This window comes from Azospirillum oryzae (genome assembly GCF_900177515.1).
GTDB lineage: Bacteria > Pseudomonadota > Alphaproteobacteria > Azospirillales > Azospirillaceae > Azospirillum > Azospirillum oryzae_A.
Map to the genome: position 1 here is coordinate 2,702,912 of NZ_FXAK01000007.1, position 13,744 is coordinate 2,716,655.

Here is a 13,744-nt window from a genome sequence, read left to right on the forward strand (position 1 = left end):
TTCGCCGAAGCCCCGGCCGCCGGGGGTCCACCCATCGGACAGGACCCGTGGCGCCGCCACGGCCGGCACACCATGTTCGACGCAGGCCCCCTTACGGCGGCCACCCACCTTCCTTGCGTCGACCGAAGCGGTGTGCCGATGCCGGATGCCCACCAGTTTCCCGTCTACAGCGCCGCCGAGCGGCGGGCGGATGCGGTCGTCCATGCCATCGGGGTAACGGCGGGCGTCGCCGGCTTCGTCTGGCTGCTGAACGCCGGCGTGTTCTCCGGCGCGGTTCCGGTCCGTACGGCGCTGGCGCTGGTCGTCTACGGCCTGGGGCTTGTGGGGATGCTGACGGCGTCGGCCGCCTACAACCTCGCCCCGCCCGGCCTGGGCAAGGCGCTGCTGCGGCGGATCGACCATGCCATGATCTTCGTGATGATCGCCGGCACCTACACGCCCTTCACGCTGGGCCTGGGCCAGGGGATTGGGCTGGGAGGCGCCGTATGGGGCGGAGCCGCCTTCGGCGCGGCGCTGAAGCTGCGCTTTCCGGGGCGCTTCAACCGGCTTGGGCTGGCGCTCTATCTCGGGCTCGGCTGGGCGGTGGTCACCGCGCTGGAGCCATTGGGGACGGCATTGTCGGCCCCCGCCCTGTGGCTGCTGATCGCCGGCGGGCTGGTCTATACCGTCGGCGTCGTCTTCCACCTGATGGAGCGCATGCCCTACAACAACGCGGTCTGGCACCTGCTGGTGCTGACCGCCGCCGGCTGCCACTTCGCCGCGATCACATTGGCGTTCCTTTGATGGGCGCTTCTTTGATGGGCGCTTCTTTGATGGGTGTTTCTCTGATCGGCGTGTCTCTGAAATGCCGGGGCCGCATGGGACAAGCGGCTGCCGATTCCGTATCTTCCCCGGATCACGATCCATGGGAAACAGGATGGGCCGGGCAGTGATGGGCCAGAGAGACGTCGGAAGCCGATCGATCGGCCGTGCGATACTCGTGGGAGCGGCGTTGGCACTCCCGGTCATGGTTGCGACCGGCGCCGCGCGGGCCGAACCGTCCTTCGACTGCAAGGCGGCCGCCACGCCGGTGGAAAGGGCGATCTGCGCCGATCCCAAACTGGCCGATGCCGACCGCGAGATCGCCGACACCTACAAGACCCTGCAGGATCTGTTGGGCACCGCCGACCGCGAGCGGCTGCGCACCGAGCAGCGGGCCTGGCTGGCCCAGCGCAACCAGTGCGCGGCAGCACCCTCCCCCGGCGCCTGCCTGGGCCCGGTGCTGGACGCCCGCCGCACCGCTTTGTCCGAGTCGGTGCCCAAGGCGGTCGCCGCGTTGACCGCCATCGTCGACGGCATCGCCGCCGACCCGGCCGGCGCCGCCAAGCGGCTGGCCGAGATCCGCGGCGGGCTGGGCAAGGGGTGGAGCGCCTATCTGCTGCGCTTCGGCCCCTCTTCCGACCGCGCCAAGGCCGAGGCGCTGCTGCGCGAGGCCATCGCGGGCATCGACGATTCCTATGCCCGCGAAACCGCGTCCGGTGTCGATCTCGCCACCGACGATGGCTTCCTCACCGCGCTCCGCGTCGTCAGCGACGATGTGGAGATGGCCTGGCCCTGTTCCGTGATGGAAAAGCGCGGGGCGGCGGCCTGGAAGGCGATGGAGCCGCTCTATGGCAGCAGCCGCGACAATTTCGGCGCCTATCCCGCCTGCCCCGACGACAACGCCCTGCTCGCCTCGCCGGCCTGGAAGGCAGTGGACGAGTTGTTCGCCCCGATGCTGGAGGCGGCCTCCAACCGCACCGGCACCATCCGCTTCGCCGCCTACCGCCAGATGGGCATCGACCGCATGAAGTCGGCGGTCGATCCGCGCCTGTTCGTCGCCGACGCACCGGCACTGGCGCCGCTGGTCACGGACACCGCCGGCTGGTCAAACCCGCGCTGGGTCGCGCCCGGCTGGGGCGACCGCCTGCGCAAGGCGGTGGACGCCACGGTGACGGACTGGACGCCGCGGATCACCGCCCGCTACGGCATGGCCATGCCGGAGGCCCGCCGGGTGGCCGAGGCGGTGGCCGCGCAGGGGTTGAGCGGCAGCGTCGGCCTGATCACCGACAATCTGGAACTCCAGAAAGACACCCGCCTCCCCGACTGGCTGCGCGGCAACTGGAGCTGGAGCGGCGCTGGGTCCGAGGACACGCCCTTCACTGGTCCCGCCGGAAAGGCGCGCATCGACGAGACCGCCATCTGCGTCGGCAGCGATTGCGGCGGCTATGACGTCGCCGGCCAGGGGGAGGACGCCCCCTTCGATCCCAAGGAGGTGCCGAAGGACGTCAAGCCCGCCCCCAATGCCGCCAAACAGGCGGTCAGCCTTGCCCCGGTATCGGCCGGCGCCAGCCTGACAATCGTCCCGCTCGCTGGCGGCAATCTGCTGGTCGCCGGTACGGCCAAGCCGGTGGTGCTGAAGCGCGAAGGGAAATAGACCGATCCGGGCGCCGGCCCTGCTCTCCCCGGGGAACGCGAAAATCCCGAACGCGAAAGTCTTGCCTGCATCGTTCGGGTAGGCGACACTTCGCGGCGCGTGCTGCGGTTGCGGAACCGGGCGCGGCTTTCCGGGGGGAGGCATGGCACGGAACCTCAAGGCGCTCGGGTTGTGGCGCACCGCGCTGGTCGCCAGCGTCCGCAAGGACGCGCCGGACCTGTCGGCGCGGCAGCTGGCGATCCTTCTCCAGGTCTATCTGACCGACCCGCCGCACACCGTGCGCGGTCTGGCATCCCTGCTGAACATCTCGAAACCGGCGGTGACCCGCGCGCTCGACCGCCTGTCGGTGCTGGGCTTCGTCAAGCGCAAGCGCGATGCGGAGGACAAGCGCAACGTGCTGGTCCAGCGCACCGTGAAGGGCAGCGTCTATCTGTCCGATTTCGCCGAGCTGGTGATCGCCGCCGGCGCGGTGGCACCGGAGGACATGGCCCGCATCCGGGCCGACGAGGAACTGGCCGCCGCCGCCAAGGCAAGGCTGGAGGCGGCGTTGCAGGATGTGCCGACGCGGGAGGCCGCCGCACTGGAAGCCTCCGCGCCCTGAGTGGTCCTTCCCGCCCTTACAGCAGCGCTTCCAGCACGCGGTCGGGCGGGGCGTGGCCGTCGGTGAAGGTCTTGATGTTGATCACCACCTTCTCGCCCATGTCGATGCGACCCTCGATGGTGGCGGAGCCCATGTGCGGCAGCAGGACGACATTGTCCAGCCGCAGGAGCTTAGGGTTGACCGCCGGCTCATGCTCGAACACGTCCAGCCCGGCGCCGGCGATCTCGCCCTTCGACAGCATGCGGGTCAGCGCCACCTCGTCGATCACCTCCCCGCGCGAGGTGTTGACGATGTAGCAGTGCGGGCGCAGCAGCTTCAGCCGGCGCTCCGACAGCAGGTGATAGGTGGCCGGCGTGTGCGGGCAGTTGATCGACACGATGTCCATCCGCGCCAGCATCTGGTCCAGGCTGGACCAGTAGGTCGCCTCCAGCTCCTGCTCCAGCTCCGGATGGACGCGGCGGCGGTTGTGGTAGTGGATCGACATTCCGAAGGCGCGCGCCCGCTTGGCCAGCGCCGAGCCAATGCGGCCCATGCCCAGGATGCCCAGCCGCTTGCCGCTGATGCGGTGGCCCAGCATGGTGGTCGGCCCCCAGCCGGTCCATTGGCCGGAGCGGACCAGCCGCTCGCCCTCCGCCACGCGGCGCGCGGTGGCCAGCAGCAGCGCCATGGTCATGTCGGCGGTGTCCTCGGTCAGGACGCCGGGGGTGTTGGTGACGACGATGCCGCGCTCGCGCGCGGCCTTCAGGTCGATGTGGTCGACGCCGGTGCCGAAGGAGGCGATCAGCCGCAGCTGCGGCCCGGCGGATTCAATCAGCGCGCGGTCGATGCGGTCGGTGACGGTGGGCACCAGCACCTCGGCGACGGCCATCGCCTCCTGCATCTGGGTGGGGGTCAGCGGCACGTCGTCCGGATTGAGCCGGGTGTCGAACAGCTCCATCATCCGCGTCTCGATGACGTCCGGCAGCTTGCGGGTGACGACAACGAGCGGCTTCTTCTTGTCGGTCATCGGTGCTGGTCCTCCCTTGCCCCGGCCCGCCCGCATCGAGGTCCCGGCACGGGCTGCTCCGGTCCATGGTTGCCATACCAAGCGGTCGTGGGACTGTCCAGAAGTCCGTCGCGAAAGCCCGCCCTGCGACAACGCGCATGCCGCCTCCGGCCGGGGGCGGCGGCGCTTGCCCTATCGAACGGGTGGTCACTATAGTGCGGCCCGGTTTTTCCCCTCGTCAGCTCCGGTGCCGCCATGCCTGTCCGCCGCTCCGTCCTCGCCTCCCTGGCCCTGATCGCGGGGTTGGGAGTGGGGCTTGTCGCGGGCGGCGGGGTAACGGCCCTGGCCGCGGAGGGCAAGGATCCGACCCACGCGTCGGGCCTGCCGATCCCCCGCTTCGTCACCGTGCGCGTCGGCGAGGTGAACCTGCGCTCCGGCCCCAACGGCAGCTATCCGATCGAATGGGTGTTCAAGCGCAAGGACATGCCGGTCGAGATCATCCAGGAATTCGACACTTGGCGCCGCATCCGCGACTGGGAGGGGGCGGAAGGCTGGGTTCACCAGAGCGCGCTGTCCGGCCGCCGCGGCATCCTGATCGTCGGACAGACCCGCGCGATCCATGAGTCGCCGCGCGGCGACAGCGCCGTGGTGGCCCGGGCGGAGCCCGGCGTCGTCGGGTCGCTGAAGAAGTGCCGCGACGAGTGGTGCGAGGTCGATGTGAAGGGCTATCGCGGCTGGATGAAGCGCACCGATTTCTGGGGCACCTACCCCGGCGAAAAGATCGAATAGCCGGTCCCGGCTCTTCTCCGAATATGATCGCCGCCGGCGGGGCTTGAAGGCGGGCGGGAAAGGCCGTACGGTCGCGGCCTTACCTTTCTCTACTGCAAGAGCAGTCCCATGAGCGGCGCGTCCGGCAAACAGATCAAGAAAGTGGTGCTCGCCTATTCGGGCGGCCTCGACACCTCGGTCATCCTGAAGTGGCTGCAGGAGACCTATTCCTGCGAGGTGGTGACCTTCACCGCCGACCTCGGCCAGGGCGAGGAGCTGGAGCCCGCCCGCAAGAAGGCCGAGCTTCTGGGCATCAAGCCGGAAAACATCTTCATCGACGATCTGCGCGAGGAATTCGTGCGGGACTTCGTCTTTCCGATGTTCCGCGCCAACACGCTCTATGAGGGCACCTATCTGCTCGGCACCTCGATCGCCCGGCCGCTGATCGCCAAGCGCCAGATCGAGATCGCCAACATGGTCGGCGCCGACGCCGTCGCCCATGGCGCCACCGGCAAGGGCAACGACCAGGTCCGCTTCGAGCTGGGTTACTACGCCCTGCGCCCGGACATCACGGTCATCGCGCCGTGGCGCGAGTGGACCCTGAACAGCCGCACCACGCTGCTGGACTACGCCGAGAAGAACCAGATTCCGATCGCGAAGGACAAGCGCGGCGAGGCCCCCTACTCCACCGACGCCAACCTCCTGCACATCTCCTACGAGGGCAAGGCGCTGGAGGACCCGTGGGTCGAGCCGGACGAGGACATGTTCACCCGCTCCGTCGCCCCGGAAAAGGCGCCGGACACCCCGACCTACATCGAGGTCGAGTTCAAGAACGGTGACGCGGTCGCCATCGACGGCAAGGCGCTGTCGCCGGCCGCCCTGCTGACCGAGCTGAACCGCCTGGGCGGAGAGAACGGCATCGGCCGCCTCGATCTGGTCGAGAACCGCTATGTCGGCATGAAGTCGCGCGGCGTCTACGAGACCCCGGGCGGCAGCATCCTGCTGGTGGCCCACCGCGCGATGGAGAGCATCACCCTCGACCGCGGTGCCGCGCACCTGAAGGACGAGTTGATGCCGCGCTACGCCGAGCTGATCTATTGCGGCTATTGGTGGAGCCCGGAGCGTCTGGCCATCCAGGCGCTGATCGACCAGACCCAGTCGCTGGTCAACGGCACCGTCCGTCTGAAGCTGTTCAAGGGCAACGTCACGGTCGTCGGCCGCAAGTCGCCGAACTCGCTGTACCGCATGGACTATGTGACCTTCGAGCAGGACAGCGTCTACAACCAGAAGGACGCGGAAGGCTTCATCAAGCTGAACGCGCTCCGCCTGCGCCTGGGCGCGATGGCCAAGCAGAAGATCGGCTGATCCAGGGACCGGCTCCACCGCCCGCCAGCCGGGCGGTGGAGCATCCTCCTTCTTATTGTGCCGCCAGCATGTCGCGGCGGATTTCCACGGCCCGGTCCGCCGCCTTGCCGACGACCTCCTGAAGCCGGTCGAACTCGGCGCTGTAGCTGCCGACGCCGAAGGTCAGCGACCGCAGTTCCACGATCAGGTCCTGCATGTCGGCCTGCGGCATGCACGCCTTCACCTCGTCCCAGCCGGGCCAGCCCGGTCGAGCGTCGAATCCCAGAAGCTGGCCGCGCCGGCCGCTGACCAGACGCTGCACCTTCGGCGTGAAGGCGCTGGGCACTGCGATGGTGATGGTCAGGATCGGTTCCAGCAGCACCGGCTCGCAAGCCGGCAGCGCGTCGGCCATCGCCTGCCGCGCCACTGTCTTGAAGGCCATGTCCGAGCTGTCGACGGCGTGGAACTGGCCGCCGGTCAGCGTCACCGCGAAATCCACCACGGGAAAGCCCAGCGGCCCGCGCACCGCCGCCTCACGCACGCCGGCCTCCACCGCCGGGATATACTGGCGCGGCACGGCGCCGCCGACCACCGCGTCCTCGAACTGGATGCCCGATCCGCGCGGCAGCGGCCGGACCTCGACATGGATGTCGGCGAACTGGCCGTGGCCGCCGGTCTGGCGCTTGAAGCGGGCGTGGTGGCTGGTGCCCTTGCGGATCGTCTCCTTATAGGGGACCTGCGGCGGCTGCCCCTTCACCGCGACGTTGAAGCGGCTGCGAAGCCGGTCCATCGCCAGCTTCAGATGCACGTCGCCCTGGCCCCACAGCACCAGTTCGCCGGTCTCCGCCGACTGATCGAGCGTCAGGGACGGGTCCTCCTCCCGCAGTTTCTGCAGGGCGGCGGACAGCTTGACCTCGTCGTTGCGGTTCTCGGCGCGGAGCGCCAGCCCATGCACCGGCGGGGCGGCCGCCGGCCAGTCGTCGGGCGGGCCGAGGTTGGCCTTCTCGGTCAGCCGGTCGCCGGTCGCCGCCTTCTCCAGCCGGCCGAGCGCCACCAGATCGCCGGCGGCGGCCTGCGGCACCTTGGTCTGGTCGCGGCCGAACAGCTGGAAGATTCCGGACACCCGTTCGCCGCCCAGGGTCATGCCGTCGGTGACGGTGCCACGCCAGACGCGGGCGAGGCTGAGCTTCCCGGCATGGGAGCCCATCATCGTCTTCACCACCTGCGCCGCCACCGCCGTGTCGGCCGGGATGTCGATGCGGGCGGCGGTGGTGGACACCTCCGGCCCCTCGTGCCGCAGGGCCTTCAGCAGGCGGCGGATGCCGTTGTCGTTCTCCGCCGATCCGAAAAAGACCGGCACGATCAAATCGTCGGCCAGTTCGTGCGCCAGCGTCTCGTACAGTTCGGCGCTGTCGGGGGCCATGTCCTCCAGCAGCTTTTCCAGCAGGCCGTCGTCGAAGTCGGCGGCCGATTCCAGCATTGCCTGCCGCGCCTCCGCCTCCCAGTCGCGGGCGCTGTCGGGCAGGGCCACCAGATCGGACGGCTTGTGCGGATTGAAGCGCCAGGCGCGTTCGCTGACCAGGTCGACCAGTCCGGTGATCTGGCCGTTCTCGCGCAGCGGCACTTCGCGCAGAACCAGCTTGCGGGCCGAGACCTCCTGATAGGCGGCGACGACGTCGCGCACGCGCAGGTCGCCCAGCGTGTCTATCTTGTTGATGAACAGCAGATGCGGGATGCGGTGGTCGTCCAGCATCTTGAACAGCGGGGCCAGCAGCACCGCCTTCTCCGGCGCCGCCTCCGCCACCACGACGGCGATGTCGGCGGCCATCAGTGCCGCCTGCGCCTCCCCCGTCAGTTCCACCGAGCCGGGGCAGTCCAGGATCGACCAGCGTTCCCCCAGATAGTCGAAGGAGGCGACGTTCAGCTCGGTGCTCATCGACCGGGCCTTGGCCTCCGGCGAATTGTCGCCCACGGCGTTGCCGTCGCGCACGCTGCCCTTGCGGGTGACGGCCCCGGCGGCGAACAGCAGGCTTTCCAGCAGCGTCGTCTTGCCGGCGAGATAGGGGCCGACCAGCGCCGCGCAGCGCGCCGTCCGGATTTGCGTATGCGGCATTCACACCTCCCGTCGAAGCTTCGGGCTGTCGTGTCCGGGGACGGGGCCTGGGCCGGAGATGGGCCGCCGGCGCCGGCCGCCGGGGCGGCCCGTTCGCGTGTGGCTCTTCAGACAAGTCCGTTTGAAAACTTGTACTTCCAGAAACTGGCACTTCCAGAAACTTGCACGTCCAGAAGACAGGCACGTCCGGATCGGGGGGCGGCGGACGCGTGGCGGAAACGCGCATCGGGTCCGGGGCCGGCGGAGCGCCCGCATCGGACCTCCGATGCTCCACCCGAACGGCACGGCTGTCGATGGAAAAAAGGGGCGGCAAACCGTCACGCGCGATGCTGCGGCGCGGCCAATGCGTCGATTGGCCGCATCGAACGGAGCCCGGCCCGTCCATCCGCCGTCAAGAGCGTCAACCGACCGTCTAAAGCGTTCAAAATGAACGGAATACCTCCTGAAGCTGTCTCATTGCGCCGATCATTCGTAACATTGCTATGTTGCAATGCAATATGAGCGCATCGAAATGCGACGGACAAACGCATGAAACCTTCTGCTAGTAGCCTCAGGTGATAATGGCCGCGCGTGAAGGCGATGACGGCCGGATAACAATCGATGGGGCGCCCGGCGTCCGCCGTCCGCCCCCCATTCCCTGGGGAAAGAGCACATGCGCCTGTGGTTTCGTTTGCTGACGGCCGCCCTGATTGCCGTCGGGACTGCCGTCTCGGTCCCTCTGTCCACCCCCGCCGTCGCCCAGGAGGCCAAGCCGACGCAGGAGGACGCCAAGTCGATCACCCTGAAGGCCGCCGACCTGATCGCCGCCCAGGGCCTGGACGAGGCCGCCAAGGCCTTCAACGCCGAAGGCCCGTTCAAGCACGGCGAGATCTACGTCAACGTCATCGACTTCGCCGGCGTCTGGAAGGTCTATCCGCCGCGCCCGGCCGGCGTCGGCCAGAGCGTCATCAACGTCAAGGATCCGGATGGCCGCTTCATCGTCCAGGATGTGCTGGCCGTCGCCAAGGAGAAGGACGAGGGCTGGGTCGAGTATCGCTGGCTGAATCCGGCCAGCAACAAGATCGAACCGAAGATCACCTATGTGAAGCGCGTGCCCGGCCAGGATCTGGTCGCCTATGTCGGCATCTACAAGTGACGGCATGACACGGCTGCTGCCGCGTAAGGCGGTGATCGGCCGGTAGAACCGTTGGTGGTGGATCTTTGGGGGTGAGCATGAACGGCGGTGTCTTTGCGCGTCTGTCGGGCCTGTCGGTGGCGGGCCGGGTCTTCGCGGCTCCCCTGATGGGGATCGTCCTGACGGTGGCGGCGCTGGTGCTGGCCGACCGCCAGTCGGAGCAGGCGCTGGGCGCGGTGGACGCCATTCACCGCGAGGCGGCGGAGCGGCTGGGCCGGATCGACCGGCTGGTCGCCATCGCCTATGTCATCCACAGCGACGTGTCGCGGCACCTGGCCCTGTCCGGCTCCGGCATCGAGGAGGCGAAGCTGCAGGCCATGCGCGATGCCATCGCCGCCAACCTGGGCAAGGCGCGCACCGCCATCGCCGAGTTGCGCGCCATGCCGCTGGCCGAGACGGAGCGGGCGATGCTGGACGAGGTGTCGGTGCGGATCGGCGCCTATGCCAAGGCGGTGGACGAGATGAACCAGATGGCGGCCATCGACCGCCTGATCGGCATCCCGATGATGGCCCACACCGACGACCAGTTCGCCGCCCTGACCGCCAAGGTGATGGAGACGCAGGAGGCCATCGGCCGCTCCACCGCCGCCGCCACCCAGGCCACCCGCGATGCCGCGGCCTCCGCCCGCCGCGACTTCGCGCTGGTGATGGCCGGGCTGCTGGCGGCGATGATGGCGGCAGGGTTGCTGCTGGCGCGGTCGATCACCCGGCCGCTGCAGCGGCTGTCCAGCAACACGGCCGATCTGGCCGCCGGAAAGCTCGACACCGCGGTCGAGGGCGGCTGGATGCGCAACGAGATCGGCGCCATGGCCCGCGCGCTGGAGGTGTTCCAAACCAACGCCCGCGAGGTGGAGCGGCTGACCGCCGACCAGCAGCGCCAGAAGGCGGAGGCCGAGGCGGAAAAGCACCGCGCCATCCGGGAACTGGCCGACCTGTTCGAGGTCCGCGTGGCCGAGGTGGTGCAGCAGGTGGGGGCCGGCGCCCATCAGGTGCGCAGCAACGCCGCCGGCATGCTGGAGCGCGCCAACAGCGCCAACCGACAGGCCGCCACCGTCGCCGCCGCCAGCGCCCAGGCGGGGAGCAGCGTCCAGACGGCGGCGGCCGCGACGGAGGAGATGTCGGCCTCCATCGCCGAGATCGGCGGTCAGGTCCGCCGCTCCTTCGACATGGTGCGCGGTGCCGTGCGGGCGGTGGAGGAGACCAACGCCCATGTCGTCGGCCTGTCCGACGCCGCCAACCGCATCGGCGAGATCGTCGGCCTCATCAACTCCATCGCCGCCCAGACCAACCTGCTGGCGCTGAACGCCACCATCGAGGCGGCGCGGGCGGGCGAGGCCGGCAAGGGCTTTGCCGTGGTGGCGAGCGAGGTAAAGAGCCTCGCCACCCAGACCGCCAAGGCGACCGAGGAGATCGGCACCCAGATCACCTCCATGCAGCAGGTGACCGGGGCCGCCGTCGCCGCCATCAAGGGGGTGGGCGAGACGGTGGTCGGCATCGACGAGATCGTCGGCTCCATCGCCGGCGCCATGGAACAGCAGGCCGCCGCGACGGAGGAGATCACCCGCAACGTGCAGGAGGCCGCCGCCGGTACCGCCGAAGTCTCCCAAACCATCGCCACCGTCTCCACCAGCGCCGGAGAGACCGGCACCGCGGCCGGCGAGGTCCTGCGCGCCGCGGAACTGCTGGACGGTCAGGCATCGACGCTGAACCGCGAGGTGACGCACTTCATCGGCCGGCTGCGGGCAGGCTGAATGGGGGCCGGTTGGTCGGCCTATACGCTGGGGTTTCATCACCCATTCTTGAGGTTTGGCCGCGAAGTTTGGTCGCATCGCACTTGAAACGATCCGCCTGCGCCCAAGCTGTTGTCCCGGGACCGCGGGGCGGCGGCCGCTGACGGCTGCGCCAATGCCGGGGTATAATGCAGGACCCAACAAGAAGGATCGAAGCATGAAAATCGACATCGGGATCTCGGACGCAGACCGCAAATCCATCGCCGAAGGGCTGAACAAGGTTCTGGCCGACACCTTCGCGCTCTACATCAAGACCCATTCGTTCCACTGGAACGTCACCGGTCCGATGTTCAACACGCTCCACACCATGTTCATGACCCAGTATACGGAGCTGTGGACCGCGCTGGATGAGATCGCGGAACGCATCCGCGCGCTGGGCTATCCGGCGCCGGGCAGCTTCTCGCAGTTCGCGGAGTTGGCCTCGATCAAGGAAGAGGTCGGCGTTCCCAAGGCGAACGACATGATCCGCCAGCTGGTCGAAGGCCACGAGGCCGCCGCCCGCACCATCCGCAGCGTCTTCCCGCTGGCCGAGCAGGGCAGCGACGAGCCGACCGCCGACCTGCTGACCCAGCGCCTGCAGATCCACGACAAGACCGCCTGGATGCTGCGCAGCATGCTGGAATAGTCGGGGCCATCGTCGCAAGGGCGGTTTACGGCACAGGATCAGGGCCCCCCGTCCGGCAGGATGGGGAGGCCCTTTCCTTTTCAAGCAGACGCTTCCCTACGCCGCGGTCTTGGCGCGCTGGCGGGCCGTCTGTTCGGGAATGGTCAGGGTGAAGATGGTGCCGCCGTCGCGCTCGATCTTCAGCGTGGCGCCGGCCTGATGGGACAGCGCCTGCACCAGATTCAGGCCGAGGCCGCTGCTGGAGCCGCCGCGGCCGGGACGCTTGTGCTGGCTCGGCATGCCGGCCGGCAGCCCGACGCCGTCGTCGCGCACGATCAGCCGCATGCCGGCCTCGTCGCGCTCCAGCATCACGCGGACGGTGCCGGGATGCCCGTGCGGGAAGGCATGCAGCAGGGCGTTCGACACCAGTTCGCTGGTGGCGATGGCGAGCGGCGTGGCGCGGTCGGCGTCGACGATCCAGTCCTGCGCCTCCAGCTCCAGCCGGGCGGCGGTCGGATTGTCGGAGCGGACCAGCCCGTCGCACATCTGGCGCAGCGCATCGGCGAAGTTGATGTGCGCCGGCTCGTCGGAGCGGTGAAGCAACTCGTGCAGCAGGCTCATGGTCTGGATGCGGCGCAGACTCTCGTCGAAGCCGCGGCGGGCCTGTTCGTCGATGCGGGCGGCCTGCAGGCGCAGCAGGCTGCAGATGACCTGCAGGTTGTTCTTCACCCGGTGCTGCACCTCCTTCAGCAGGACCTCCTTGTCGGTCACCGCCGCTTCCAGCTGGGCATTGGCGCGTTCCAACTGGGCGGTACGCTGGTGAACATGCTCCTCCAGCGTGTCATAGGCGTGCTGCAGGGCGTCCTCCGCCTCGCGCTCGCGCCGGGCGCGCTGGATGGCGAGGGCGCCGATCACCGCGACCGTGGCGCAGGCCGCGGCGGCGAAGGCGGCGTAGATCCACAGCCGCTCGCTCCAACGCCGCAGCACGCTGCCGGTGGCGATGGTCACGGTGGACGTCAGGCCGGTGTCGCCCACCGGACGGGTGACGACGATGTCGTCGGCATGGCTGGCGGTGTCGTCCCCGGCATTGCCGCCCATGGTGCCGCCGCCCTCCGGCTCGCGCAGCAGCGGGGTGCCGTCCGGCTGCAGGATGGCGATGCTGTGGCCATAGCCGACATCGAGCGAACGGTAGACGTCGCGGAAGGCCCGCGTATCCAGTCCGACCACCGCCCAGCCGCGCGGCGCGCCGTTCGCCGCTCCCGGCAGGGGTTGCGCCAGGGTGATGACCGAACGCCCCCCTGGCCTGCCGCTCATCCGCCCGAGACCGATGGCCATGCCGTCCGGCCTCAGTGTCGGCCGGGCGCCGCCCGGTGCCGCCTCGGGCAGGCTCGACAGCCGCAGCGCGCCCGACGGGTCGCGGATCTCCAGACCGACCACATGGGGGGCGCTGGCCGCCAGCAGGGCCATGCGGTCGCGCGTCGCCGCATCGTCGGGCAGCGGCGTCCCGGCCGGACCGGCCAGCGCCGCGGTCTGGGTCAGCAGCAGGTCACCCGACTCGATCAGCCGGGCGGCATGCTCCGCCGCCAGCAGGCCGATGTTGCCGGCGACGCCGGTCGCCTGCTGCACCGCCTCGTCTCGGTCGCGCCAGGCGAAGACCGCCGACAGCCCGATGGTCAGCAGAACCGCGGCGGTGCAGGCAATCAGGACCAGCGCCGAACCGGGCAACCGGTAGAGCGGGGAGGGATGGGAACGCAGCGCGCGCAACGGCATCGTTTCGGAAACCATGTGGGGATACGGCCACTTCTTGCTTAGCCGGAAACGGTAACACCGCCCGGCGGGTGACGGTTCCGCCGAACGCTACCCGTGTTGAAGCCGCAGCGGCCACCACCTATTGCGGGGTGCCGACAAAG

The 13,744-nt window shown here is 69.2% G+C and carries 11 protein-coding genes; 8 read left to right on the forward strand and 3 right to left on the reverse strand.

Annotated elements, in window-relative coordinates; genetic code table 11:
* Window positions 1–138 precede the first annotated feature (138 nt).
* The 3 genes from trhA (at window position 139) to B9N97_RS25290 (ending at window position 3,056) form a co-directional block, all read left to right on the forward strand.
* Complete coding sequence (trhA, locus tag B9N97_RS25280) at window positions 139–783, forward strand: PAQR family membrane homeostasis protein TrhA (RefSeq protein ID WP_244560891.1); 645 nt, start codon at window positions 139–141, stop codon at window positions 781–783.
* A 208-nt stretch (window positions 784–991) separates the two neighbouring features.
* Window positions 992–2,455 (forward strand): lysozyme inhibitor LprI family protein, encoded by a 1,464-nt coding sequence (locus B9N97_RS25285; protein ID WP_244560892.1) that lies wholly within the window; start codon window positions 992–994, stop codon window positions 2,453–2,455.
* Window positions 2,456–2,597: 142 nt separating this feature from the next.
* A complete protein-coding gene (locus B9N97_RS25290; RefSeq protein ID WP_085090413.1) occupies window positions 2,598–3,056 on the forward strand; it encodes a MarR family transcriptional regulator in 459 nt (152 codons plus the stop codon).
* Window positions 3,057–3,072: 16 nt separating this feature from the next.
* On the opposite strand, the gene B9N97_RS25295 is transcribed toward B9N97_RS25290, so the two are convergent.
* On the reverse strand, window positions 3,073–4,062 hold the full coding sequence (locus B9N97_RS25295; RefSeq protein WP_085090414.1) for a 2-hydroxyacid dehydrogenase: 990 nt from the start codon (window positions 4,060–4,062) through the stop codon (window positions 3,073–3,075).
* Window positions 4,063–4,296: 234 nt separating this feature from the next.
* Here B9N97_RS25295 and B9N97_RS25300 point away from each other — a divergent pair, with 234 nt between their 5' ends.
* Together B9N97_RS25300 and B9N97_RS25305 are read left to right on the forward strand one after the other, a co-directional pair.
* Window positions 4,297–4,830, forward strand: a complete 534-nt coding sequence (locus B9N97_RS25300) for an SH3 domain-containing protein (protein ID WP_085090415.1) — start codon at window positions 4,297–4,299, stop codon at window positions 4,828–4,830.
* A gap of 108 nt (window positions 4,831–4,938) precedes the next feature.
* Window positions 4,939–6,174, forward strand: coding sequence for an argininosuccinate synthase (locus tag B9N97_RS25305; RefSeq protein ID WP_085090416.1), 1,236 nt, complete (start codon window positions 4,939–4,941; stop codon window positions 6,172–6,174).
* A 52-nt stretch (window positions 6,175–6,226) separates the two neighbouring features.
* Here the strand turns inward: B9N97_RS25305 and B9N97_RS25310 are convergent, their stop codons facing one another.
* The gene (locus B9N97_RS25310) at window positions 6,227–8,266 is read right to left on the reverse strand and encodes an elongation factor G (protein ID WP_085090417.1); all 2,040 of its coding nucleotides are present in this window, start codon (window positions 8,264–8,266) and stop codon (window positions 6,227–6,229) included.
* Between the two features lie 652 nt (window positions 8,267–8,918).
* Between B9N97_RS25310 and B9N97_RS25315 the strand changes: the two genes are divergently transcribed.
* The 3 genes from B9N97_RS25315 (at window position 8,919) to B9N97_RS25325 (ending at window position 11,855) form a co-directional block, all read left to right on the forward strand.
* On the forward strand, window positions 8,919–9,401 hold the full coding sequence (locus tag B9N97_RS25315) for a cache domain-containing protein (RefSeq protein WP_085090418.1): 483 nt from the start codon (window positions 8,919–8,921) through the stop codon (window positions 9,399–9,401).
* A 77-nt stretch (window positions 9,402–9,478) separates the two neighbouring features.
* Window positions 9,479–11,191, forward strand: a complete 1,713-nt coding sequence (locus B9N97_RS25320; protein ID WP_085090419.1) for a methyl-accepting chemotaxis protein — start codon at window positions 9,479–9,481, stop codon at window positions 11,189–11,191.
* A gap of 196 nt (window positions 11,192–11,387) precedes the next feature.
* On the forward strand, window positions 11,388–11,855 hold the full coding sequence (locus B9N97_RS25325) for a Dps family protein (protein WP_045581209.1): 468 nt from the start codon (window positions 11,388–11,390) through the stop codon (window positions 11,853–11,855).
* A 96-nt stretch (window positions 11,856–11,951) separates the two neighbouring features.
* Here the strand turns inward: B9N97_RS25325 and B9N97_RS25330 are convergent, their stop codons facing one another.
* Window positions 11,952–13,619, reverse strand: coding sequence for a sensor histidine kinase (locus tag B9N97_RS25330; protein ID WP_085090420.1), 1,668 nt, complete (start codon window positions 13,617–13,619; stop codon window positions 11,952–11,954).
* Window positions 13,620–13,744: the final 125 nt, after the last annotated feature.